This is a genomic window from Chlamydia sp. 04-14 (assembly GCF_036632095.1).
Classification (GTDB): domain Bacteria; phylum Chlamydiota; class Chlamydiia; order Chlamydiales; family Chlamydiaceae; genus Chlamydia.
Window position 1 is genome coordinate 329,441 of sequence record NZ_JAPYKW010000001.1, and the last position, 24,193, is coordinate 353,633.

Below are 24,193 nucleotides of genomic sequence, written 5' to 3' on the forward strand. Positions count from 1 at the left end.
AAACGCCTATAATCCCTAAAGTATGAAAATTGCGATTACTCGGGGTTTAGATTTATCTTTGCAAGGGTCTCCTAAAGAGTCTGGGTTTTTAAAAAGAATAGATCCAACTCTAGTTTCTGTGGACCTGCGCCCATATTCTGCCTTAGCTTTAAAGCTTAAGGTGGAGCAGGATGATGTTGTCGCTTCAGGATCTCCTGTTGCGGAGTATAAAAATTTCCCAGGTGTTTTCATTACCTCACCAGTTTCTGGAACAGTAAAGGAAATACGTAGAGGAGATAAACGTTCTCTATTAGACGTGGTTATCAAAAAAACTCCGGGACAAAATTTAACAGAATATTCTTACGATCTATCTAAATTATCACAAAAAGAACTGTTGGAAATCTTTAAGAAAGAAGGACTTTTCTCTCTTTTCAAACAACGTCCTTTTGATATTCCCGCTCTTCCCAACCAAGCTCCTAGAGATGTTTTCATAAACCTTGCAGACAACCGGCCCTTCACACCATCCACAGAAAAACATCTTGCTGTCTTTTCTTCTAGAGAAGAAGGGTTTTACGTTTTTAATGTGGGAGTTCGTGCAATAGCTAAACTTTTCGGTTTATGCCCCCACATTGTTTCTACGGATAGACTTGCGATTCCTGAAAAAGATCTAAAGTCTATAGCGCATTTACATAAGATCACAGGTCCTTATCCCTCAGGTTCTCCCTCAACACACATTCACTACATAGCACCTATTACTAGCGAAAAAGACATAGTCTTTACGATATCCTTTCAAGAGGTCCTAACTATAGGACACCTATTCTTAAAAGGAAGAATTCTAAATGAACAGGTCGTAGCTCTTGCAGGATCAGGACTAAAATCATCTCTAAGACGTTATGTTATAACTACAAAAGGTGCGGATTTTCAAAGCTTACTTTCTCTAGAAGATATCTCTTCAGATGTATCTTTAATCTCAGGAGATCCATTAACTGGAAGACTTTGTGATAAAGAAAGCATTCCTTGTCTTGGTATGCGAGATTCTACCATTTCAGTGATCCCTAATCCAAAAACACGACAAGCTTTCAATTTCTTAAGGTTAGGAATTAATAAACCTACACGCACAAGAACTTATCTTTCCGGATTCTTAAAAAGAAAACATACATATATGGATCCGGATACTAATCTCCATGGTGAAACACGTCCTATCATAGATACAGAAATTTATGACAAAGTCATGCCTATGAAAATTCCTGTAGTACCCTTAATTAAAGCGGTGATTACTAAGGATTTCGAATTAGCATGTATGCTAGGGTTTTTAGAAGTTTGTCCTGAAGATTTTGCCCTTCCAACTTTCATAGATCCATCGAAAACAGAAATGTTAACGATCATTAAAGAATCTCTAAAAGACTATGCAAAGGAAACTGGTATCTTAAATCCAGAAAATGAAGAATAGCGTTCTTCGAAGAACTTAGAACTTCGAAGAGGCTATCATCTCTAAAATTAACGGAGTTGCATAAGAAATAATCATATCAGCTCCTGCGCGTTTTATAGCTATCAAAGATTCATAAAACATAGCTTCCTTGTCCAACCATCCCATTTTAGCTGCTGCTGCGATCATAGCGTATTCACCACTAACCTGATATGCTGCTAAAGGCAATGCTGTAGAATTTCTCACGCGATGTAAAACATCAAGATATAGTCCTGCCGGTTTTATCATCAGCATGTCCGCACCTTCCTGCTCATCTAAAGAACATTCCAATAAGGCTTCTAAAACATTTTTTGGATTCATCTGATAATTTCTTTTATCTCCGGATTGTAAATGTGATCCTAAAGCATCTCTAAAGGGATTATAGAGAGCAGAAGCATACTTAACACTATAGGAAAGAATTAGAGTCTTAGTCCATCCAGATTGATCTAACTTCGAGCGAATATGTGCAACTCTACCATCCATCATATCACTAGGAGCTACAATATCAGCCCCCATCTCGGCATGCAATGTCGCTATGTTTCCAAATATGCGAACACTCTCATCATTTAATACCTCACCCTGATCCATAATACCGTCATGACCATGAGTAGTATAAGGATCTAAAGCAATGTCACTTATCACGCATAAATCTGGAAAAGCCTTTTTTACCTCATAAATACTTTTACAAAGGATATTTTTTGGATTGGAAGAATAAGAACCATAAGCATCCTTAAGATTGCTAGGGATTACAGGAAAAAGAATCACAGCTCTTAATCCTATAGAACACAATCTTTCAATCTCTTTTAAAAGAAGATCAATACTCCACCTATAAACATTTGTAAGGCTTTCTATTTCTTCACAAATGTTTTTCCCTTCCTTAACGAAAAATGGGCAGATAAAATCTTGGGGTAATAAAGATGTTTCGGCTACCAAATCTCGGATAGCTACGGTTCTTCTATTTCTTCGAGGACGTCGAAGTAATGCTAATGAGCTCATTTTTACAATCCTTCAACACTTTCCACACCTTCAGAAAAAGATAGAGTATTTATATAAATATTACTTCTTCTTCTTTAGGGGGTGTGGAAAATGTTTAAAACTCAATTTATAGAGGAGAAATTGAGTGGTTAACCTGTTTAAAACTTTGTTAAAACATTGTTCACTTTGTAAATAAATCGAGATTTTGCATGTTTGTGAACACAAGATCAACCATTTTTCAACAGGATTTTTAAGCAAAAACGTTTTTGTTTTTTCTAATCCATGTGGCAGTCTTTTTAATTTTTGAGGTTTTTCATGTTGAGCAGAGATGATGAGTTTTCTTCAGAACAAAAGAAGAGTTTGTCTCATTTCGTTACCAACCTAGAAACAAACATTTTTGCTTTGAAGAACCTCCCTGAAGTGGTTAAAGGGGCTCTATTTTCTAAATATTCTAGATCTACATTAGGTTTACGTTCTTTGCTTTTAAAAGAGTTTTTAGAAGGCGAAGGAGGAGATTTCTTAGATGATTCTGGTGTGGACTTTGAAGTTGGAATACATAAAGCTGCTGATTTTTACAGACGAGTTCTTGATGGATTCGGGGATGATTCCATAGGAGAACTTGGCGGTGCCCACCTAGCAATGGAAAGTGTTTCCATGCTTGCTGCAAAAATATTAGAAGATGCGCGTATAGGAGGATCTCCTTTAGAAAAGTCTTCCAGGTACGTTTATTTTGATCAAAAGGTAAAAGGGGAGTATTTATACTACCGCGACCCTATTTTGATGACCTCGGCCTTTAAAGACGTGTTTTTAGGCACATGTGATTCTTTATTCGATACGTATACGGATTTGATTCCTAAAGTGCGTTCATATTTTGAAAAGATCTATCCAAAAGAAGCAGAGGTTTCACAATCAGCTTACACAATTTCTTTAAGAGCTAAAGTTCTTGATTGCTTACGTGGTCTTCTTCCTGCTGCCACATTAACGAATTTAGGGTTCTTTGGTAACGGAAGGTTTTGGCAAACATTGTTACATAAAATTCAAGGCCATAACCTTACAGAAATAAGACAAATTGGTGAGGACTCTTTAACAGAGTTAATGAAGATTATTCCCTCCTTTGTAAGTCGTGCTGAATCTCATCACCATCATCATCAAGCTATGTTGGGTTATCGGCAGGCTCTTAAAGAGCAACTAACTAGCTTGGCTGAGAAATTTAGTGAAGGTTCTTCACCATCCAAACAAACAGGAGTTCGTTTAGTTTACGGAGATCCCGAGGGAATTTATAAAGTTGCTGCCGGATTTCTTTTCCCTTATTCAGAGCATACCTATGAGGAGCTTATCAATATCTGTCGGTCTATGCCTAGAGAAGATCTCATTCGCGTTTTAGAAGCAGGATCTTCATCAAGAGAAAATCGCCGACATAAATCTCCAAGGGGATTGGAGTGTTTAGAATTTGGATTCGACATTACTGCAGATTTTGGAGCTTATAGAGATCTACAAAGACATAGAATACTTACTCAAGAACGCCAATTACTCACAACAAATCTAGGGTATCATATTCCCGAACAGTTGTTAGACACTCCTATGGAGAAGGATTTTAGAGAAGCTATGGAGAAAGCAGAGGAAGCTTACAACCAAATTTCTGTGGAGTTTCCTGAGGAAGCTCAATATGTTGTTCCTCTGGCCTACAACATACGCTGGTTTTTCCATATCAATGGAAGAGCCTTACAATGGCTTTGTGAACTGCGTTCACAAATTCAAGGGCATGAAAATTACCGAAGAATAGCCATAGATATGGCTAAAGAGGTAATTAATTTTGATCCAACATACGAAACATTTTTTAAATTCGTAGATTATTCCGAGTGTGATTTGGGTAGGCTAAAACAAGAATCACGAAAAAGATCTTCTTAGTAATTTCTTAAATATAATCTTTGCGTTTACAGGAACCTTAGAGGTTGGTATTTTTGTTGCTTTCCAAGGCGAAGGTTATAAAATGAAAAACCTTATCGATAACAACTTAGTTAGGTTTAAAAATATTTCTAAAACTAAACAGGGTATTTTTGTGAACTTCAAGGTTAGAGGAGAGAAAGGAGGAGCATCTTTCACAGCGTCTATAGCAGTAGATATAGAATCTGCGGATGTATCTGCAGGAGATACTTTAGAAACTATTATTGAAAGATGTGCTCAAATTGGTGTTGCAGAATTTAAGAAATGCGAATTCCAATTCGAAGGAATTACCTGTTTATAAAATTAAAGTTTTCCTGGGTGTAGCGCAGCCTGGTAGCGCACTTGCATGGGGTGCAAGGGGGCGGAGGTTCAAATCCTCTCACCCAGATTTTTAACACATCTTACTTTAATAATCGCGAACGCCCATATATTCTATAAGCATTTCTAATTCTGAAGAGTCTTTCAAACCATGTTGTCTAAGGTGATTGAGTAATCTAATACACCTATCCATTGAAGTGTTTAGAAGCTCTTTTGCAGCGTCTAAACCAAATAACAGCGCGTAATTCAATCCCACATCTTTACCATCTTGATGCATATCTAAAATATCATCTTTCATTTGAAATAGAAGACCGAAAGCCTGAGAAAATTCAATTATTTGAGGAACGCATAAAGGATCACCACCTCCAAATAACCAACCAGAAACACAAGCTATTTCAAAAAGAGCGCCTGTTTTCTTATTAATGATAGATTGGACATATTCAGGACCGTCATTTTTAAAGAACATATCTTCATATTGTCCCCCTAAAACACCGTTAACACCAAAATTTTTGTCTGTAACATCAGAGATAATGTCGTAAGCAAGATCCACTTCTTTAGGATCTACACCTTGAGATTTGAGTTTCTTTGCATTTAAACGGATCCGAGAATATGCAGAGGGAATTAAAGCATAGGATGCTAGTAAAGCAGAGGCTTCGTCAAAAGCTTTATGTACTGTAGGCCGCCCACGACGCTCATCGTCATCGTCCATGCAAGGAAGATCATCAGCGATTAATGTAGATGTGTGTATGAATTCTATAGCTAAGGCAGAATCTAAAACATCTCTGTTCATACCGAGACCATTCGCTATCATACAAACTAGCATAGGTCGAATGCGTTTCCCACCACTTGTTAAAGAATACTCTACGGGTGCGCGTACAGATAATCCTTTAGAACCAAAATCTTCTAAAGCAGACTCAATACCTTCTTCTATCATTATTCGATAAGTTTCGAATATATCCATAACGACCATAACTCTTCCCCTAAACTAGATGACTTTTCCGGGATAAATTGTTGTAAGAGCAGGAATACAATGCCCAGGATTAATAACGGTGTTACACCCTACAGAAACTTTTTTACCAAGAAAGGCTCCTACTTTTCTTAATTGGGTGTCTATCTTTCCCTCTTCGCAAGTAACAGAGATATTTTTTCCATCAAGACGGAAGTTCGCACAACGCACACCGGCACCGAGATTAACCTCTGAGCCTAAAACAGAATCTCCAACATAAGCAAAGTGTCCTGCTTTGGCATGATGACCAAAATAAGCATTCTTTACTTCTGTGCAATGTCCTATCACACACCCTGTTCCGGTAATCACACCACCACGTAGATAAGCGCCATGGCGTATTTCCGTTTGAGGACCTATAATACAAGGACCAGCAATATAAGCTCCAGATTCTACGTAAGCGCCCTCTGCAATTTCTATACTCTCTACGTTCTTTAGAAAAGCTCCAGATTCTACAGTGCCGTGAATACCTGAGAACACATGTGTAGACAATTTTTTATCTATTAATGCTAAAATATCCCAAGTGTAATACGCTTCTGTAATAAGTTCTGGAAAAGGGAAATCTTCAGGAGAAAATAAAACAGATGCAAATATCATGGCAGGTCATAGCTTTTTAAGATATTGTCTAGTTATGGTGATTTAGTGACAAGGGGTAATCAAGAGCTATTTTAAGGATAGGTTGTTGTCGGTTCGCTTGTTGATGCGTTAGTTAGATTGTCATTTTCTGAAAATAAATAACCAACACCGCGAATTGTAGAAATTTTTGACCCATAAGGTCCTAATTTTTTTCTTAAAGAAGCAATATGAACATCAACATTTCTAGCTATAATTTCTTTGGTGTTTCCCTTTATCTCCTCGAGCAAGTGTTTTCTTAAACACAACTGACCACGGTTCATCAGAAGTTTTTTTAATATTCCTGCTTCTGAAGGAGTTAAATGAATAGTGCCCTGAGGGGAATCTATAGAAAGACTTAAAAGATGGAAAGTTCGATCACCAAAAGAAATAGATTCAGGAATTGCATGTTCGAAATGATGATGATTACGTAAAAAAGCTCGAATAACAGCATCTAAAACTTTTACTGTTATAGGACGAAGTAAATAACCGCTTGCACCGTTATTTAAAATTTTTACAATAGCTTCTTCTTCAAATACATCAAATAATACAACTAGATCTGTTTCGGATGGAATTTTGTTTGCAAACATAACTTCAGGGAGAAGTAAGTATTCACAAAAAATTAAATCGGCTTCAGAAGCATCCGTAAGAGCAGAAGAGACAATTATCTTATATTCGACATTCTGAGCAAACTCTTTCATTTGCAAAGATATATTACTGTCTTCGGTAACAAATAATATAATTTTATCCGTAAGCATGAGTGAACAAGATGGGCTATATTATTTGAGTAACTAATACAAAATCTTTTATTTTTCAAAGATCCTTTACAATTTTTTAATTTTTTTCTGATTAAAAATAATTTTGCATAAAGACAACTCAATATATATAATTTAACTTTAACAAGTTAAAAAATTAATTAAAAACCAACGGTTTTAAACAAAGCCGGTAGAGGCTCTAATGGTTCGCTATATAGTGTTTTGCTTATTTTTTCTCTCGTGTTTCGCTATGGGAGGGGGGTTATATTTTATATGTTCCTCACACAACCCTTCTGTAACGTCGTTAGAAAGTGCAAAAGCAGCAGCCTTATGGGTAGATGGTCAAAAAGAACAAGTAGAATCTCTTTTACATCGTTTGCTTCCTAGTCAACAAAAACAATGCCTTCTTTGTTTCCAAGGATTTATTCTGCAAAAGCAGAAAAATATGAACCAATCTGAGAAAATTTTTTCTAAGATTTACGATGAAATAGAGAACACGCAATTTTTATTTAAAGAAGAGGTAATAGGCGGACGGATTCTTAATGCTTTTTTCTTAGAAGATACAGAACAAATGGAGATTCTCATCGGATCTTTGCGTCAGCAATTTGTAAAATCTCAGTATCTTTCTTTATTTGAATTCTTATTGAATTATAAACAGGAGCATTTTGATAGGGCTTTACAGGCTTTGTCAGTATGGAAAAATCAGTTAAAGGGTTCAGAATCTTCTTTATTAGATTTGAACATCCAAGAGCTAATTTCTGATTTCTTTTTAGAGAATATAGAAGCTCATTGTTTGATAGAATTAGGAGAGTTTTCAGAAGGACGCGCTATTCTTAATCGTATTATTGAGAAATTGTTAAAAAGAGAATGCGATTGGGATTCTGAAGCTTATGATTATGCTGTTTTGATGTTAAGTAGGAGCTACTTTTTAGAGCTGAAACAATCAACTTCTTGCAAGCTTTATCCGGATTATTATGAAATGATTCTTTTTTATAAGAAGAAAGTTCATGCAATAGATCAAAGATCTTATGAAAAATTTATCCCTCAGGAAGAATTGTTTACGATGCTTATGAAGCATCTTTTTGTTATTCCTGAAGAACGTTTAGCTCCTTTGATGCAGATAATCAAAAATTGGGAACGATTTTATTTCAATCCTAACTATGACTTAGTAATCCAACCTTTAATAGATAGATTTTTTTCTTTCCCTGAACAAGTGGTAAGTCTCTGTAATTCTATAACTTTTTTTGAAATAGAACCTCTTAAGAAAAGGCTTATAAATGCTTTCGGTATAATTTTATCTGAAAAGGTACAAGAAGTACAAACTACAAAAGCTCAACAAACGCTTTCAGTATTAAAAACTTTAGACTCAGATTTGTGGGTAAGTGAAAAGTTAATAATCTCTCCTGATGCTCTTCAAGACATCATTTCCCAAGACGATGTTGATTATACAAATTTAAAAAAGTATCTCAATCTTTGGGAAGCGATACAATCTTATGATATAGATAGGCAACAACTTGTTCATTATCTGATGAAAGGAGCAAAGCAACTTTGGAATCAGGGTGTTTGTGATGATAAAGCTCTGAACTTACTTCGTCTCATTTTACAATTTACAAACTATGATATTGAAAGTGAAAACATCGTTTTTCTATTTGTAAAGCAGGCATATAAGCAAATGTTATCGGGACATTCCATAGCACGTTTGTTGAAATTAGAAGATTTCATTACGGAGTTGGGATTGACTCCTATAACGATAAGAGAAGAAGAAATAGCTAACTTTTTAGCGGATGCGGAGTTTTTGTATGCTCAAGGAGAATATAACAAATGTTATTTTTATAGTTTATGGCTTACAAAAATAGCTCCTTCACCTCTGACCTATCGTTTATTGGGCCTGTGTCTTCTAGAAAATAAATGTTATCTAGAGGCTTGGGATTATCTATACTCTCTTCCTTCAAATGAGCGTATGTATGATTCTAAAGTTCAGAAGGCATTAGCAATATGCCAAAAACATCTACCAAAAGATCATGGAGCCAGTTATAAAAGAGGATAAAACGCATATGATTCTATGCCCTCGTTAAGTTTAGACGTCTCACATCTTCTTTATGATGTAGTTCAACAACAACTTGTTTTGCCTTTAGACTTAGCTTTCGCTAGAAAATATACTTCTCCAAATTCAAAAAAAGCTTTCGCTTTCCTTGCGCTTTCTTCTGCTCTTTGGCGTTGCGGATATCCTTTTCTTAATATAGATAAGAATCGCATATTTCCTTCTTTGTCCGGAATTTCAGAAAAGGTTTTCTATGAGTACTTCAAGGCTCTTCCTGAGGATATTTGCTCATCTTTGTTTGTCATAGAAAACAATAGGATATATTTACGTTCTTTGTATGCAATTCGGGAAAAGCTTTTCAAAAAGCTTTCTTTATTATCCCAAGCCTCTCCTCGGTATAATGTAACTACAGAAATCCTCCCTAAATTATCCCAAGAACAAAATATTGTTTTTCAAAAAGCTATTAATAATTGTTTTTCTTTGATTTGTGGAGGTCCTGGAACAGGAAAGACATTTTTAGCTGTGGAGATAATACTCACTTTAATTAAGCAGTATCCTCGAATTCGTATCGCTATAGTTTCTCCTACGGGAAAGGCGACTTCACATATCCGTCATATACTCTCTCAACATAATATTTCTGAGGATAATGTCATTACCCAAACAATCCATAGGTTTTTACAAGAGCATGTTTATTATCAGTGTAGTTCTGTAGATCTATTATTAGTTGATGAGGGTTCTATGGTAACGTTTAACCTTTTACATAGCCTGGTCAATACATTATCAGGGGAAAACAAGAGCGGAAAAACTATCGCGGATAATTTAATTATATTAGGTGATGAAAATCAGCTCCCTCCTATAGGAGTGGGCGCGGGTAACCCTCTTCAGGATTTGATATTGCGTTTTCCAGAAAGAGCTTTACATCTTTCCGTTTCTCACAGAGCAAAAACAGATCAAGTCCAGAATTTTTCAAAAGCAATTTTGGAAAAACAATCGATTCCTTTTACACCCCTACCTCCTATATATTCTGCAATTACTATGATTAAAGAGGCGTTTGTAAACACACCCTTATCTCAAACGCAGTTATGTATTTTAACTCCTATGCGTCACGGTCCCTGGGGATATTTACGCCTCAATGAGCTAATCTTTAATGAAATACAAAAAACACATCCTGATCTACCTATCCCTATTATGATTACAGAACGTTATGAGGCTTGGGGCCTATTTAATGGAGATACGGGATTTCTTTGTCCGAAAAGACAGCGGCTATTCTTTTCTCATTCCCGTTCTATAGATTCTAAAGAATTTTCCTATTACACCTATAACTATGCTATGTCGGTGCATAAGAGTCAGGGGAGCGAATATGATAATGTTATTGTTATCATTCCTAAGGGATGTGAAATTTTTGATGTATCTATTCTCTACACGGCCATTACACGTGCTAAACATAGTATATCTGTATGGGCAGACAGTGAGACGTTGAATAAGATCATAAAAAAACCCCACAAGTATACTTATGGGGTAGAATAAATCGATTCTTTTAAAAAAGACTTTTATTAACCGATAAAATCTTGAACAAAGTTGAGCACTGAAGACATCAACCAGAAAATACCGATAAGTAGTGCAGATTGAGGTCCTAATAAAGCTGGTGCGAACGAAGCAAACAAACCAAGAACATCACCGATTAAATCGACTAAGTTACAAAGTAGGGAGTAGAATTTCTCTCTTAATGTTTGGCGACGCTCTATGAAATCTTCAGCCGAGGATTCACTATTTGTTGAGCGTATAGCACCAACGATACTAACAACATCATCAGCAGCACCGCAAGCTGAGCTAATCGCTGACAAGCTTGTAGCAACTCCTCCTAAACCTCTAGCATGTTTGCCTAAAGACATAAGTTTTAAATCATCACTCATGAAGCAAACTGAGCCTGTTGCTTTTGAAGCCAAACGGGTAACTTTACTTGCAATAGAAAGAGGAGACCTTAAAACGCGGTTAGAGATAAGCTGAACTGTTCCGTCTTCTTTTTGGATAGTTTTTGTATCGATTATGAAATTACCGGTAGAGGAATCAACTTCATAGAACATAGCCCCTGTTGCAAATTGGGAGAACAGGGCAACGGTATCCATACAATTATTTATTCCCGAAGCTATTCCACAAGCATCCTCTAAAGAGGAAAGTTTTGCGAGAGTGTTAGGAGTACCTAATCCTAGAGACGCTTTAGCAATCATTGAAGAAGAACCAACAACTCCAATCATGTCTCCTAAGAGATTCATGCTATCATGCAATTTTCCAGCTTCCTTCCGAACCTTATTACCACACATCTTCAACACAGGATTTGAAAGAATGTTAGATGATAGAAAAGGACAAAATCTAGTAAGGGAGGAAGTAGTCATAATTACCTACAAATGATTAAAAATTATATTTTTGCATTAGCTCTTAAAGTAGCACGTGACTTGATTCGAGCTGCTTTATTGTGTTTAAAAATACCCCTTTTTACAGCTTTATCAGTAACACTATAGACTAACTGTAATCCCGAGGTGATAGTTGTTTGATCACCGGCTTTTAAAGCGGCTTCAAATTTCTTCATCATAGTTTTTGCTTTTGACTTAAAACTTTGATTGATCAAATAACGTTTTTGCGCGGTTAAAATACGCTTTTCTGCAGAAGGTCGCTTTTTTGGACCGCCTTTCTTAGTTGTTTTCTTTGGTGCCATTATTACTCCAAAACCAAGGCTTTTTTAGTGCAAAAGAGTAAAGTCAGTCTTAAGATTCAAAATAAGACTTAACAATTGTAATATACTGTCTTGCAGTAAGGTCAGGATTGTAGAAGAAAGAACAATTAAAAGGAATAAAAACAGAGAAAAACAAGAGGTATTTTATGGGAGAGATAAATAAACTTTTGTGCGAACATAAAAAAATAGAATTAACCGTTTAGTTTTTCTAAAAAGACTTTGACGGTAAAAACATACTTTTATGAGTTAATGAGACAAGGATTCGAATTTTTATGTCGTTTGTGAAAAAATTTTTTCACCCGATTTCTCGGTACTATAACTATCTTTTCCCTATAGCTGCATTTCTTCTTCCCTTAATTTGTCTACCCTTTCTTTCAACTTCTCATAAAAATTATAGCTATTTAATTTTTTCAATTATTTCTTCGGTAGGTTGGTTTTTCTCTATCGGACTTAGAGAAAAGCAGTTGAAAACGGCTGCCGGTCAATTATTGCAAACTAAAATTCGTAAGATTGTTGAAAAAGACGAGGGGTTAAGAAAAATACGTGAATCTGTTGAAGAGCGTCAATATGAGAGTCAACAATTGAGATCTCAAAATCAAAAACTTCTTAATCAATTGCTCCATGTTCGTAGTGTGTTTATGAAAACAAAATCTGATGCGCAACGCATGGAGGGTACCGCCGCTCGTTTAAGAGAAGAAAATCAATGTTTACAGTTGCAGTTAGATGCACTGTCTCAAGAGTGTCGTGAAAAAGAAGAGGAAAGTCAGCAATTGAATCGAGAACTTGCAGATGCCCTCGCTTACCAGCAAGTTCTTAATGAAGAATACCAAGCAACTTTTACAGAACAGCATAATATGCTGGATATGAGACAGGTATATATTGGAAAGCTGGAGTCGAAAGTGCAGGATCTGATGTGTGAGATTCGCAACTTATTGCAGCTTGAGTCAAATATTGTAGACAGCTTGCCTAGACAAGCTACGGTTAATTCTCAAGAATTACCTAAGCAGCTTCTTTCAGAATTAAAGAAGATAGCTTTTAAAGTAGAGAATGCCGAGGCAGCGTCGTCTTTGACAGCTTCTCGTTATATAAGATCGGAGTCTTCTGTACATAACTATTCTTTGGAATGTCGTCAGCTGTTTGATAATCTAAGAGAAGAGGGGCTTGGAATGCTTTTTGTCTATGCTCCGCAATCTCAGAGGGCAGTTTTTGCAAATTCTTTATTTAAGACTTGGACAGGCTATGGTGTAGAAGATTTTTTGAATACGGATAGTGATATTATTATTTCTGGTTTGCCTCAATGGGAAACAGATCTTCGTTTACTTGATCGACAAGAACGATCGGGAAAAGTAATAATCAAGACAAAAAACCACGGTCAAATTCCTTTTTATTACTGCTTAACTATTTTAAATAAAGGTCCTCTGCATAATCATGTTTTGGGAGTTCTTTATCCGGTACGCATGGATGCTCTTCGTGGATAGACTCATCATCGACCGTGCTTATTAAAAATCCCTAGATTTCCTATCTTTCTTTGGCTAAACTATTACCCAAAGGCTAGGGCCCTATTATTTTGTTGCAACCCAATAATTAAATGCTCATGAATACACAAAATGGCCAGGCTACGGAAGCGGCTCATGAAGAAGAAGCTCAAAAAAAGTTAGAGGAACTTGTTTCTCTTGCTAAAGATCAGGGCTTTATCACTTACGAGGAGATCAATGAGATCCTTCCTATGTCTTTCGACACGCCTGAACAAATTGATCAGGTGCTGATTTTCCTTACAGGAATGGATATCCAAGTCCTGAACCAAGCAGATGTAGAAAGACAAAAAGAAAGGAAGAAAGAAGCCAAAGAGCTAGAAGGCCTCGCCAAGCGTACAGAGGGAACTCCAGATGATCCCGTACGTATGTATTTGAAAGAAATGGGAACGGTTCCTCTTTTAACTAGAGAGGAAGAAGTTGAAATTTCTAAGAGAATAGAAAAAGCACAAGTTCAAATTGAACGTATTATTTTACGTTTTCGTTATTCCTCGAAAGAAGCTATTTCCATAGCACAGTATCTGATCAATGGAAAAGAGCGTTTTGATAAAATTATCTCGGAAAAAGAAGTAGAAGATAAAGCACATTTCCTTAAGTTGCTCCCTAAGTTAATAACCTTGCTTAAGGAAGAAGATGTCTATCTAGAATCACTCCTCTTAGCATTGAAGCAAAGTAATCTATCAAAACAAGAAAGTGCGAAATTAAATGATAATTTAGAAAAATGTCGTATCCGTACGCAGGCGTATCTACGTTGTTTCCACTGTCGTCACAATGTTACAGAGGATTTTGGCGAAGTTGTCTTTAAAGCATACGACTCTTTCTTACAGTTAGAACAACAAATTAATGATTTGAAAGTTCGAGCAGAAAGAAATAAATTTGCAGCAGCAAAATTAGATGCTGCTAAACGCAGATTATATAAACGAGAAGTCGCTGCAGGACGAACTCTGGAAGAGTTCAAAAAAGACGTGCGTATGTTGCAACGTTGGATGGATAAGAGCCAGGAAGCTAAAAAAGAAATGGTTGAATCCAACTTGCGTTTAGTAATTTCCATAGCTAAAAAATATACAAACCGCGGTCTATCCTTCTTAGATTTGATTCAGGAGGGTAACATGGGCTTGATGAAGGCTGTAGAAAAATTTGAATACCGCAGAGGATATAAATTTTCTACTTATGCCACTTGGTGGATTCGTCAGGCAGTTACTCGTGCTATAGCTGATCAAGCGCGAACTATTCGTATTCCTGTGCACATGATTGAAACCATAAATAAGGTTCTTCGGGGCGCGAAGAAATTAATGATGGAAACAGGTAAGGAGCCTACTCCAGAGGAGTTGGCTGAAGAATTAGGATTAACTCCTGATCGGGTGCGGGAAATTTATAAAATTGCCCAGCATCCTATTTCTTTACAGGCAGAAGTTGGCGAAGGAGGCGAAAGCTCTTTCGGTGATTTCTTAGAAGATACTGGCGTAGAATCCCCAGCAGAAGCTACGGGCTATTCAATGCTTAAAGATAAGATGAAGGAAGTTTTAAAAACTCTTACAGATCGAGAGCGATTTGTATTGATTCATCGTTTCGGTCTTTTAGACGGGAAGCCTAAAACTTTAGAGGAAGTGGGATCAGCGTTTAACGTGACTCGAGAACGTATTCGTCAGATTGAAGCTAAAGCCTTAAGGAAAATGCGTCACCCGATTCGTTCAAAACAGCTACGAGCTTTCCTTGATCTTTTGGAAGAGGAAAAAACTGGCTCGGGTAAAGCAAAAAATATCAAAGGTAAGTAACCAAACACATTTCATAAATTTTAGGTGTTGCCGCAGAACCATATCAATTAATTATTTCAGATTTTCGTGTGTGGGTGCGTCTTGGATGTTCTCCCGAAGAGCGACATTTTAAGCAGCCCATTTTAGTTTCTATAGTTCTTTCTTTTTTTGAAGAACCTTCCGTTTGTATTTCAGACGATCTTAATGATGCATGTTGTTATGTCGAGATAACTTCTTTAATAGAGGAAGTTGCTTCTAGTAAACCTTGTGCTTTAGTCGAACACTTGTCTAAGCTCTTAATGGATGCTTTAGAATCAAAGTTAAAGAACAAGGTTTCTAAAATAGATTTAGAGGTGCGTAAAGAACGGCCTCCTGTTCCTAACTTGTTGAAGCCCATTTGCTTTAAAATAAGTAGGAAAATCTCGCTATGACAACAGCTCAATTTATTTGTTTGTCTCTAGGATCTAATCTAGGGAATCGATTTGAAAATTTTCGCAAGGCATTTTCTCTTTTAAAAGAGTTGGATATAGAGGATTTGCAAAGTTCTATAATTTTAGAAACAAAAGCTTTGTTATTTCCTGGTTCTCCAGAAGAATGGGATTTGCCTTTTTTTAATTCCGTACTTATTGGAAAAACAACCCTATCTCCAAAACAGTTGTTATCAGAAATAAAACAAATCGAGCGTAAGCTTGGTAGGGATGCTAATGCGCTACCCTGGTCTCCGAGAATTTTGGATATTGATATCCTTTTATACGGAGATGAAAACTGCCAACAGAAAGACATCAGCATACCTCATGAGAGAATCTTAGAAAGGCCTTTTTTACTTTCTCTTGTTGCCTCACTTTGTCCTACTAGAAAATTTCATCAACCAGCTTCTGAGTACCATTTAAAAACATTTGGAGAAATAGCTCATCTTCTTCCATGTCCTCAAGAGATGATTTTGAATAGTTTTTCTCCCAGCACTTTATTAATGGGAATAGTCAATGTCACCGATAATTCTATTTCGGATGGAGGATTGTATCTGGAAGCTTCTAAAGCAGTTGCTCATGCTGAAAAATTGTTTGCTCAGGGAGCTTCTGTTATTGATTTCGGAGGACAGGCGACTAATCCCAAGGTGAAGCAGCTGCTTGATGTAGAACAAGAATGGGCGCGCTTAGAGCCCGTATTAAAGCTACTTGCTGAAACATGGATAGGACGCAAGCAATGTCCTGATGTCTCATTAGATACATTTTATCCCGAAATTATCAGAAGAGCCCTAGAGATTTATCCTATTCGTTGGATTAACGACGTTTCAGGCGGTTCTAAGGAAATGGCTGAGATTGCCAGAGACGCAAATTTATTATTAGTTATTAACCATTCATGCTCTCTTCCTCCTCGCCCTGATAAGACACTAGCGTTTACTTCTTGTGCTTCTGATCAATTATTAAGTTGGGGAGAAAAGCAAATAGAAGCTTTTGTTAACTTAGGTTTGAATCAAGATCAAATTATTTTTGATCCGGGTATCGCTTTTGGAACAACCCAAATACAAGCATTGAATGTGTTACATAGAATGGAAAAATTCCGGAAGCTTGGCTGTGCTACGTTAGTGGGCCATTCAAGGAAATCTTGTTTTGCTCTTCTAGGAAAATATGATGCTAAAGATCGTGATTGGGAAACCGTTAGCTTATCAGTATTGTTGCAGCAACAAGGAGTGAACTACTTGCGAGTTCATGATGTAGAGGCTAATCAAAGAGTATTATCTGCAGCAGCATGGCCTGGAGTGTATGTATAAAATACTTGGTATAGTCGCTTGCGATCCTAACGGAGTAATTGGAAATCAAGGAAAACTACCTTGGAACTATCCTGAAGATATAAAATTTTTTTCGAAAATTATAGAAAACATGCCCCTAATTATGGGGAGGAAAACCTTCGAAGGTCTTCCTGATAAGTATACGAACGACCGTAAGGTAATAGTATTTTCTAAGAATTTTCATGAAAATTCCGAGGATAGGGTTTGGGTATCTTCATTGGAGGAATTTCGTAATTTAGAACTTCCTTCTCCGATCTTCCTTCTCGGTGGGGGAGATTTGTTTTCTTTATTTTTAGAAAATCATCTGTTGCATGGATGTTTTGTAACGCACATTCATAAGTGTTACGACGGAGATGTTTTTTTCCCTTTATCTTCACTGGAAGGTTGGAAAAAGACAATTTTAGATGAAAAAAAAGATTTAACATTTTGCTATTATGAAAGTCTCGCCGATTGTCACGCGTAGAGTTCATGTTCATGATGATCTCTATGAAATTTTAGAAGAATCTCTTCCCTCTTTGTCTGAGAATTCTATAATTGCTTTATCTTCAAAGGTTTTGAGTCTTTGTGAAGGCGCGGTTGTTGATACTAAGACAACAACAAAAGGGGCTTTAATCAAGCAGGAATCAGATGCCTATGTTTATTCCGCTCTTCATGATTTATACCTAACGAAGAAACAAGGAATTTTGATTCCATCTGCAGGAATTGATGAGTCCAATGCTCAAGATTATTACGTTTTATATCCTCGGGATTTATTAGCGTCCACAAATGCTTTAGGCGTTTGGTTGAAGAATTTTTATCATTTAGAGAATCTTGGAGTGATTATTGTAGACAGCCATACAACTCCTATGCGTCGGGGAGTTTTAGGGTTAGGATTATGTTGGTATGGATTTTCCCCTCTATATAGTTATGTAGGGAAACCTGATTGTTTTGGCCGACCCTTACGTATGACGCAAATTAATCTTTTAGATGCCTTAGCGGTCTCTGCTGTACTCTGTATGGGAGAGGGGGATGAACACACGCCCATAGCGCTTATAGAAGATGCACCTAAAATAACTTTTCATTCTTCCCCTACGCTACAGTCGGATTTGTCATTACTGGATATTGATGAAACAGAAGATCTGTATGGTCCTATCCTCCGTTCTGTAGCTTGGGAATCTACACATTTTTAATTTTTGGGAGGCGTTAATGAAACCCTGTTTAGATTTATTAGATAAAAACATCAAAGAAAAACATATGTTAGATCATACCTTTTATATGAAATGGTCTAAGGGAGAATTAACGAAAGAGCAGTTAAAGGCATACGCTAAGGATTACTATCTCCATATCAAAGCTTTCCCACGTTATCTTTCCGCAGTTCATAGCCGTTGTGATAATTTAGAAGCGCGTAAACTACTTCTTGATAACCTTATGGATGAAGAAACAGGCCATCCTAATCATATCGATCTGTGGAAAAATTTTGCCTATGCTTTGGGTGTTACTGAGGAAGAATTAGAAAATCATGTTCCTAGCGCAGCAGCACAAAAGAAAGTTGATACATTTTTACGTTGGTGTACCGGAGATTCGTTATCAGCGGGTGTGTCTGCTTTATATACCTATGAAAGCCAAATCCCTACAGTTGCAGAGACTAAAATCTCAGGATTAAAACAGTATTTTGGTTTTACTGCTCCTGAAGATTATGAGTATTTCACAGTACATCAAGATGTTGATGTAAGACATGCTCGTGAGGAAAGAGAATTAATAGAGACTTTGCTAAATAGTGATTGTAATAAGGTTTTACAAGCTTCTAGAGAAGTATGTGATGCTTTATATGACTTTTTAGATACTTTCCTAGACGAGAAAGATACTTGCTCAGCAACTCCGCCTCCTGTTTCGGATTCTAAACCTTCTTCATGTGGTTGTAACTGCCGTCATTAATTTGAATAGTTCTCCTTCTCTTGTTTTTACAAGGAGAAGGAGAATCTAAAGATTGTAGTTTTAAGCTACAGGTTGCGCTGTCTGCTCTTCTTTTTTCTCCTCTACAACTGCTGCTTTTGCTGCAGAGGTTATGTCAAAGATACGTTTTTCTAACTCATCAAATAGCTTTTTATTTTTCTTGAGTTCTTCACGAACAGCTTCTCTTCCTTGTCCTAACTTGCGATCTTGATAGTTGAACCAAGAACCCTTTTTTTCCACGATATTGTGCTCTACAGCTAGATCTAGAATACATCCTGCTGAAGAAATACCTTCGTTGAAGAGAATATCAAATTCTGCGGTTCTAAATGGAGGTGCTAATTTATTTTTAGCAACTTTAACTTTGATACGGTTTCCAAGATCAAAGCTTTCATTACCTTTAATAGCTCCGATACGACGGATATCCATACGTATTGATGAATAAAATTTTAAGGCACGTCCACCTGTTGTTGTTTCAGGGTTACCGAAACTAACACCTATCTTTTCACGAATCTGGTTAATGAATATTGCACAAGTTTGACTACGCGCTAATGTTGCTGTAAGCTTACGCAATGCCTGAGACATCATACGTGCTTGTAGGCCTACATGTACATCGCCGATATCGCCTTCGAGTTCACTTTTGGGAACCAAAGCAGCTACAGAATCAATAACAATAACGTCAACAGCTCCTGATCTTGCTAATAGCTCAGCAATACTTAAAGCATCTTCACCACAATCAGGTTGGGAGATCATAAGATCATTGATATTTGCACCTATAAGAGAAGCATAGCTGGGATCTAAAGCATGTTCTGCATCGATATATGCAGCGACGCCGCCCATTTTTTGAGCATTCGCAACAATATGGGTAGCTAATGTAGTTTTCCCTGAAGATTCAGGACCAAAAATCTCAACGATACGTCCTTTTGGAACACCCCCAATACCTAAAGCTAAATCTAAAGATAAGGCTCCTGTTTTTATAGTTGAAATTTCATGAGTGGCAGAGTGTTTCCCTAGACTCATGATAGATCCAGAGCCAAATTGTTTTTCGATATAGGCAATTGCTGCTTCTAGTGCTTTTTTACGATCAGGTACATTCATTTAATAGGTGCTCCTTTTTTCCACACTTTCTATGCAATAGTCCTTCATTTTTGGACTTTGAGAGAAGAAATGGGTAAGCTTCTTCTCGAAATTAGCTAAGAGATGTCAGAGTGGTGATTTTTTATGATAGATGTATGCTTGGCTTTTCTTTTGATTTTTATGGATAACCCAATTTTTCACACCAGTCAAGATAGAAAGCAGTTGTAAATGTAACATTTTCTGTATCTGTAGAGTTCGTTGTAATGAGGATAAAAGGTTTTTCGTAATCACCTTGACAGTGGCCTGCCATCATACACACAGAATGTGTTATTGACAATTCACTGATTTATCGGAAAAAACACAAAGGTCTTTATAATTAGGGGGTAAAAATCTCTAGGAGATATTTCTGAACACCTTTCCTAAAATAGACTTTGTTACGCGAAAAATACTTGAGATAGGGGAATATCGTGGTCTTCTCTGGGGAGAATAAGAGTTTTTTGTTCTTTGAAACCGATGCCTATAGTTGTGGGGTGGGAATTTAGTGCCAACCAACGATCGTAATAACCACCGCCGTAACCAAGACGATAATTATTATCATCAAAAGCTAGGGCAGGAACGAGAACGTGGGTGATCTGTTGAGGTTCAATGGGCTCTAAATTAAATTCAGAAATCCGTAAAGGATGCGTGAGTTTTGATAAGACCTCTAACGAGGGTACATGAACAGGTGTAAGTTGATAATCTTGTGTTTGTGGTAGAGCTAGGGAGAATTCGTTGATGAGAATACGATTTGCTAAATCTATATTGATTTCTGATTGGAAGGGAATAAAGGAAAGCACGAAGCTTCCCTTAGGCAATTCACGAATAAAAGAAGCAACGGCCTGAGCGGCTTGTGATAATCGTGGTTCCTGTATAGATTGTCTTAGGGAGATAAAAAACTCACGTTGCTTCTTTTTCTCAGCAATTACAGAGGTATCCATAGCTAATTGATCAGAGGTTTACCATCTTGATAGGGGATTTTTTTAGTGATAGTTCCTGAAGATGTGAAAAATACGGCTGTGCCGCAGCCTTTATCTATTTTAGAGTAGGGATGTCGATCTCCGGGACGGAAGTATTCTCCTTTTATAAGTAGCTCATTGTCGTATTCTTCAGTAGCCATAATCTGGCCTTCAGGATAGTACAGAGTTAATAGGCCGGATTTTTTATTATTTATCAATTCCTTACAACTTTCTAGTGATCCATTTGGATACCAGGTTTTTACAGGACCCTGTAAAATGCCGTGATTCCAGGTTAAAAGAAGTTTGGATTTCCCCGTGTCGGGGTAGAAAAATAACTCTTCACCATGTTTTGCACCTTCAATCAGTGCATATGTTTGAAGAATTTGATCTCCAAGACTATCGAATACGGTAACTTTCCCACAGGCTTCTCCCCGTACAAACACACGAGTTTCTACAATGGCGTGTTTCCCGTAGATTGCTTGTATTCCATTGCCATTAACGATTTCAGAGAATACTTCGTGTGTTTGAGGATCTAAATAAGAACCTTTTAATAATAAACCATTATCATATTCTTCTTCAGAAAGCACAACATTGGAGCGTTCTTCATAGCGTACGGATGTGCTATGCTTTTCTCCATCTTGATAAGTTTGCTTTTTCAGCAGGAAACCTTCCACTGTATAAGTAAGGAAATCACCATGAGCGCGACCTTTATGATAAGAACACTCTTTCCATACTTGACCATTCGGATGATAGTAATACGAGGCTCCCTGTAGCAGACCTTTATCGTAATTAATGGCAGCCTCTAACATGCCCTCATCGCTATGAGCTAGTGTTGTTCCATGGAATAACCATCCGGATTCTGCAGAGGGATGAAGATCTGCAATTCCCCCTATGACTTCTGCTTGGATTTTGATTTTCCCATTGCTATGCCATTCTCGATAACGTCCGCAAGCGCGATTATTCACACATTCTAAATACTGTTTTAATTGACCATTCGGGTGGTATGTTGTTAAACACGAAACATTTTCACCTCGTGTATTTTTATACATACGCATAACTTTTTGATAGGGCTGGGGAGATAGGAAATCTACCTTAGCATACTTTTTCAGCTTCTCTTTGGAGCAAATCGTCTCTGATAAGCCATTTCTATCAATGATGTTAATCCCTGTTAAAGTCAGCTTCTCATAGGTTCCAGCAGCATAGCCCGGAGTAAAAGCAAAACATAGAAGGAATAAGCATAAAAATTTTCTTATAACCATCGACTTATAGCCTCAGCATTTATAGACCATACCTGATTGTTTAACGGTGTGGTCAGTTTTGTCATTTCCCAATGTGTGAAGAAAGCTAAAGGTGCGTTGGGGTTATTAGTATCGAATAGATGAAATAGTTCTTCAAGATTATCGCTATCAGCTTCTACAGGATTTTCCAGACGTAGCGATATGAGATCATCGGAAATTTGTCCGATTGACCATAGCGCTTGATTTTTGGACGAAAGAAACAGTTGTTTCCTTGACCACACCTCTTTACTCTGAGAAATCAGGGAATTTTCTTTAAGAGACATCAAACGGTCTTGTTCCCTACCTAATAGGCGGATTTTCTTACTCGCTTGAATAAATTCTTGGGGTTGTATGTTTTTATGTTGTTGTTTAAGGCGCGCGTTCATTCTATTAATCAGATCAGATTGATCTTTCATAACTTTTAGAGTAAGAATGTGCGAGTTTAGAGCTTCCCAACGTTTTGTTGTCCGGACATGTTTATAAACGATGCCTATAATCGGAAGACAGCTAACTAAACTTAACGCAATAAGAGCGCAAACTAATGACCATTTTTTCATAGGGCTTCCTGGGAAACTATAGTAAATTGTAATTCAAAAGAGTGTCCATCACACAATGTCTTGGTAACATCGGAGAGTTTGGGATGAAGGGATATTTTGCGGAGGAATTCAGACACTTCTTCTGGATTTCCTTCACCTCTAACGGAAATAAGCGCTTTGTAAGGTAGCGCAGGATTCTGTTGTGAAGGGAATGATGCTAGGGAATAACAGAAATACGAAAGTCTCACGGAAGGAGTATTCTGCGCTACAGAAGAAAGAAATTGCATAGTTTCTTTATTTGTCGGGATTGTAGGCAGGTAGGGATACTCAAAGCGCATATTCGATGATACAGCAGTGTGCAGCGCTTCTTCTACACCACGAAGGGATTTAGGAATTTTTTTTGTTTCAGGACACACTAAGGCGAAATTTTCTCGTACTCGATGAGAAATAGAGGCGAGTTTTAACGTAGAGCCTAGACCCACAAATATTGTGGATAATAGGGCTAGTTTTCCTATTATAAATGCAGAACGTTTCAACCAATGCTTCTGGGACTCTACACAGTTAAAAACTGGATTATAGGGAAATGTTAATGTCTTTCGGGAAGCTCCGTGATACGCCGTAGTAATCGCATCACCATAATTTGCCCACTCCTCCTCTTCTAAACCAAAAGTCATTGTTTGGCAGGAAATCAGGGGTAAAGACAATTTTTGTTCTAAATATTTTTTTGATTCCTCAGGAAGTTGTACAGTATGTATAGCGGTTAACTCTACAGCAGGATAAGTCTCCCTTACGTAATCTAGCGTGGTGAGAATATCGTCGCTGTTTTTCTTAGTGGGATTGCAAAAAGAACGGGAGACCAGAACCGATCCATTTTGGACAAAAAGACACGTAGTCTCAGAAGAACCCGTATAAACCAAAAAATATGCAGGGAGAGCTTTTAAAGGTGTCTGTTGCGCTAGGGAAAATATATCCGCAGGTTGGCAGGATATGGCATCTGGAAATATGCGCGCTTTGTGTAGGAGAGCTATTTCACGTTCAGCTGTAGCTTTCTGTGTTACCCATAAAGTTACTAGGGTTTCTCCATTTTCGTTTTTTTTGCCTAATTTAGGAGCAACTACCAAGGAATTCCAGGGAAATGCCGCGTTAGTTTCTAAATCAGTTAAAGCTATCTTTAAAATGTTTTTTTTATTTTTTAATGAAGAAACAGAGCTTCTAATTAGACTATCAGTTCCCTTTAAAGAAAAAGTTATAGAAGCTGTTAAGTATTTTTTTGGAAGTTGCCATTCTTGATCTTCAAAGATATGCTCGCAATGGGAAACTATCCATCCTTTACATGTTTTCTGCAAAATTGCTATTTTAATAGTATTATTTGCATCTTGGGTTACCCCGATGTGGTATATGGGCAGTTTAAAATCCATAGTACGGTGTTCTTAAAAAATAAAGGTAACCATTTTAAAGAATAAATGGCTGTTTTTCAAGAA

General features: G+C 37.1%; 24 protein-coding genes and 1 tRNA gene. 13 read left to right on the top strand and 12 right to left on the bottom strand.

Translation table 11 applies throughout. The features are described from left to right. Positions 1 to 22 precede the first annotated feature (22 nt). Positions 23 to 1,429 (top strand): Na(+)-translocating NADH-quinone reductase subunit A, encoded by a 1,407-nt coding sequence (locus O6937_RS01485; protein WP_332389919.1) that lies wholly within the window; start codon positions 23 to 25, stop codon positions 1,427 to 1,429. Between the two features lie 15 nt (positions 1,430 to 1,444). Here O6937_RS01485 and hemB read toward each other — a convergent pair whose 3' ends face one another. Then, the gene (hemB, locus tag O6937_RS01490) at positions 1,445 to 2,440 is read right to left on the bottom strand and encodes a porphobilinogen synthase (protein ID WP_332389920.1); all 996 of its coding nucleotides are present in this window, start codon (positions 2,438 to 2,440) and stop codon (positions 1,445 to 1,447) included. 294 nt (positions 2,441 to 2,734) lie between these two features. Here hemB and O6937_RS01495 point away from each other — a divergent pair, with 294 nt between their 5' ends. The 3 genes from O6937_RS01495 (at position 2,735) to O6937_RS01505 (ending at position 4,751) form a co-directional block, all read left to right on the top strand. Further along, the gene (locus O6937_RS01495; RefSeq protein WP_332389921.1) at positions 2,735 to 4,327 is read left to right on the top strand and encodes an FAD-dependent thymidylate synthase; all 1,593 of its coding nucleotides are present in this window, start codon (positions 2,735 to 2,737) and stop codon (positions 4,325 to 4,327) included. 82 nt (positions 4,328 to 4,409) lie between these two features. Further along, positions 4,410 to 4,664, top strand: a complete 255-nt coding sequence (locus tag O6937_RS01500; RefSeq protein WP_006343670.1) for a hypothetical protein — start codon at positions 4,410 to 4,412, stop codon at positions 4,662 to 4,664. Positions 4,665 to 4,677: 13 nt separating this feature from the next. After that, a tRNA-Pro gene (locus O6937_RS01505) sits at positions 4,678 to 4,751 on the top strand. Positions 4,752 to 4,769: 18 nt separating this feature from the next. Here O6937_RS01505 and O6937_RS01510 read toward each other — a convergent pair. From O6937_RS01510 to O6937_RS01520, 3 genes are all read right to left on the bottom strand, one after another. After that, positions 4,770 to 5,651, bottom strand: a complete 882-nt coding sequence (locus tag O6937_RS01510; RefSeq protein ID WP_332389922.1) for a polyprenyl synthetase family protein — start codon at positions 5,649 to 5,651, stop codon at positions 4,770 to 4,772. Between the two features lie 15 nt (positions 5,652 to 5,666). Continuing rightward, positions 5,667 to 6,281 (bottom strand): LpxA family transferase, encoded by a 615-nt coding sequence (locus tag O6937_RS01515; RefSeq protein WP_332389923.1) that lies wholly within the window; start codon positions 6,279 to 6,281, stop codon positions 5,667 to 5,669. Positions 6,282 to 6,352: 71 nt separating this feature from the next. Next, positions 6,353 to 7,054, bottom strand: a complete 702-nt coding sequence (locus O6937_RS01520) for a response regulator transcription factor (RefSeq protein ID WP_332389924.1) — start codon at positions 7,052 to 7,054, stop codon at positions 6,353 to 6,355. Between the two features lie 199 nt (positions 7,055 to 7,253). On the opposite strand from O6937_RS01520, the gene O6937_RS01525 reads away from it, so the two are divergent. Together O6937_RS01525 and recD are read left to right on the top strand one after the other, a co-directional pair. Then, complete coding sequence (locus tag O6937_RS01525; protein WP_332389925.1) at positions 7,254 to 9,098, top strand: DUF1347 family protein; 1,845 nt, start codon at positions 7,254 to 7,256, stop codon at positions 9,096 to 9,098. A 15-nt stretch (positions 9,099 to 9,113) separates the two neighbouring features. Further along, on the top strand, positions 9,114 to 10,619 hold the full coding sequence (recD, locus tag O6937_RS01530; protein ID WP_332389926.1) for an exodeoxyribonuclease V subunit alpha: 1,506 nt from the start codon (positions 9,114 to 9,116) through the stop codon (positions 10,617 to 10,619). A 26-nt stretch (positions 10,620 to 10,645) separates the two neighbouring features. Here recD and O6937_RS01535 read toward each other — a convergent pair whose 3' ends face one another. Together O6937_RS01535 and rpsT are read right to left on the bottom strand one after the other, a co-directional pair. Continuing rightward, a complete protein-coding gene (locus O6937_RS01535) occupies positions 10,646 to 11,320 on the bottom strand; it encodes a hypothetical protein (protein ID WP_332390121.1) in 675 nt (224 codons plus the stop codon). 188 nt (positions 11,321 to 11,508) lie between these two features. Then, positions 11,509 to 11,805 carry a 30S ribosomal protein S20 gene (gene rpsT, locus O6937_RS01540; RefSeq protein ID WP_332389927.1) on the bottom strand — a complete coding sequence of 99 codons (297 nt, stop codon included), beginning with the start codon at positions 11,803 to 11,805 and terminating at the stop codon, positions 11,509 to 11,511. A gap of 290 nt (positions 11,806 to 12,095) precedes the next feature. On the opposite strand from rpsT, the gene O6937_RS01545 reads away from it, so the two are divergent. From O6937_RS01545 to O6937_RS01575, 7 genes are all read left to right on the top strand, one after another. Then, the gene (locus O6937_RS01545; protein WP_332389928.1) at positions 12,096 to 13,301 is read left to right on the top strand and encodes a hypothetical protein; all 1,206 of its coding nucleotides are present in this window, start codon (positions 12,096 to 12,098) and stop codon (positions 13,299 to 13,301) included. A gap of 110 nt (positions 13,302 to 13,411) precedes the next feature. Next, on the top strand, positions 13,412 to 15,130 hold the full coding sequence (locus O6937_RS01550) for an RNA polymerase sigma factor (RefSeq protein WP_213241886.1): 1,719 nt from the start codon (positions 13,412 to 13,414) through the stop codon (positions 15,128 to 15,130). Between the two features lie 17 nt (positions 15,131 to 15,147). Then, positions 15,148 to 15,540 carry a dihydroneopterin aldolase gene (folB, locus tag O6937_RS01555; RefSeq protein ID WP_332390122.1) on the top strand — a complete coding sequence of 131 codons (393 nt, stop codon included), beginning with the start codon at positions 15,148 to 15,150 and terminating at the stop codon, positions 15,538 to 15,540. Further along, entirely contained in the window at positions 15,537 to 16,880 is a 1,344-nt protein-coding gene (gene folP, locus O6937_RS01560) for a dihydropteroate synthase (protein ID WP_332389929.1), read from the top strand. Before folB ends, folP begins: the two co-directional genes overlap by 4 nt. Further along, positions 16,873 to 17,361: a dihydrofolate reductase gene (locus O6937_RS01565; protein WP_332389930.1), complete on the top strand. Its 489-nt coding sequence runs from the start codon at positions 16,873 to 16,875 to the stop codon at positions 17,359 to 17,361. Before folP ends, O6937_RS01565 begins: the two co-directional genes overlap by 8 nt. Then, the gene (locus tag O6937_RS01570; protein ID WP_332389931.1) at positions 17,333 to 18,067 is read left to right on the top strand and encodes a putative folate metabolism gamma-glutamate ligase; all 735 of its coding nucleotides are present in this window, start codon (positions 17,333 to 17,335) and stop codon (positions 18,065 to 18,067) included. The genes O6937_RS01565 and O6937_RS01570 overlap by 29 nt, the downstream gene beginning before the upstream one ends. A gap of 16 nt (positions 18,068 to 18,083) precedes the next feature. Further along, complete coding sequence (locus O6937_RS01575; RefSeq protein ID WP_332389932.1) at positions 18,084 to 18,812, top strand: CADD family putative folate metabolism protein; 729 nt, start codon at positions 18,084 to 18,086, stop codon at positions 18,810 to 18,812. Positions 18,813 to 18,872: 60 nt separating this feature from the next. Here O6937_RS01575 and recA read toward each other — a convergent pair whose 3' ends face one another. The 6 genes from recA to O6937_RS01605 form a co-directional block, all read right to left on the bottom strand. Next, positions 18,873 to 19,925, bottom strand: a complete 1,053-nt coding sequence (recA, locus tag O6937_RS01580; RefSeq protein WP_332389933.1) for a recombinase RecA — start codon at positions 19,923 to 19,925, stop codon at positions 18,873 to 18,875. Between the two features lie 157 nt (positions 19,926 to 20,082). Further along, positions 20,083 to 20,214, bottom strand: coding sequence for a hypothetical protein (locus O6937_RS01585; protein WP_332389934.1), 132 nt, complete (start codon positions 20,212 to 20,214; stop codon positions 20,083 to 20,085). A gap of 124 nt (positions 20,215 to 20,338) precedes the next feature. Then, entirely contained in the window at positions 20,339 to 20,881 is a 543-nt protein-coding gene (locus O6937_RS01590) for a 5-formyltetrahydrofolate cyclo-ligase (protein ID WP_332389935.1), read from the bottom strand. Between the two features lie 2 nt (positions 20,882 to 20,883). Beyond that, complete coding sequence (locus tag O6937_RS01595) at positions 20,884 to 22,158, bottom strand: toxin-antitoxin system YwqK family antitoxin (protein ID WP_332389936.1); 1,275 nt, start codon at positions 22,156 to 22,158, stop codon at positions 20,884 to 20,886. Next, a complete protein-coding gene (locus tag O6937_RS01600; RefSeq protein ID WP_332389937.1) occupies positions 22,149 to 22,733 on the bottom strand; it encodes a hypothetical protein in 585 nt (194 codons plus the stop codon). Before O6937_RS01600 ends, O6937_RS01595 begins: the two co-directional genes overlap by 10 nt. Continuing rightward, positions 22,730 to 24,130 carry a hypothetical protein gene (locus O6937_RS01605; RefSeq protein WP_332389938.1) on the bottom strand — a complete coding sequence of 467 codons (1,401 nt, stop codon included), beginning with the start codon at positions 24,128 to 24,130 and terminating at the stop codon, positions 22,730 to 22,732. Before O6937_RS01605 ends, O6937_RS01600 begins: the two co-directional genes overlap by 4 nt. Between the last annotated feature and the right edge of the window lie 63 nt (positions 24,131 to 24,193).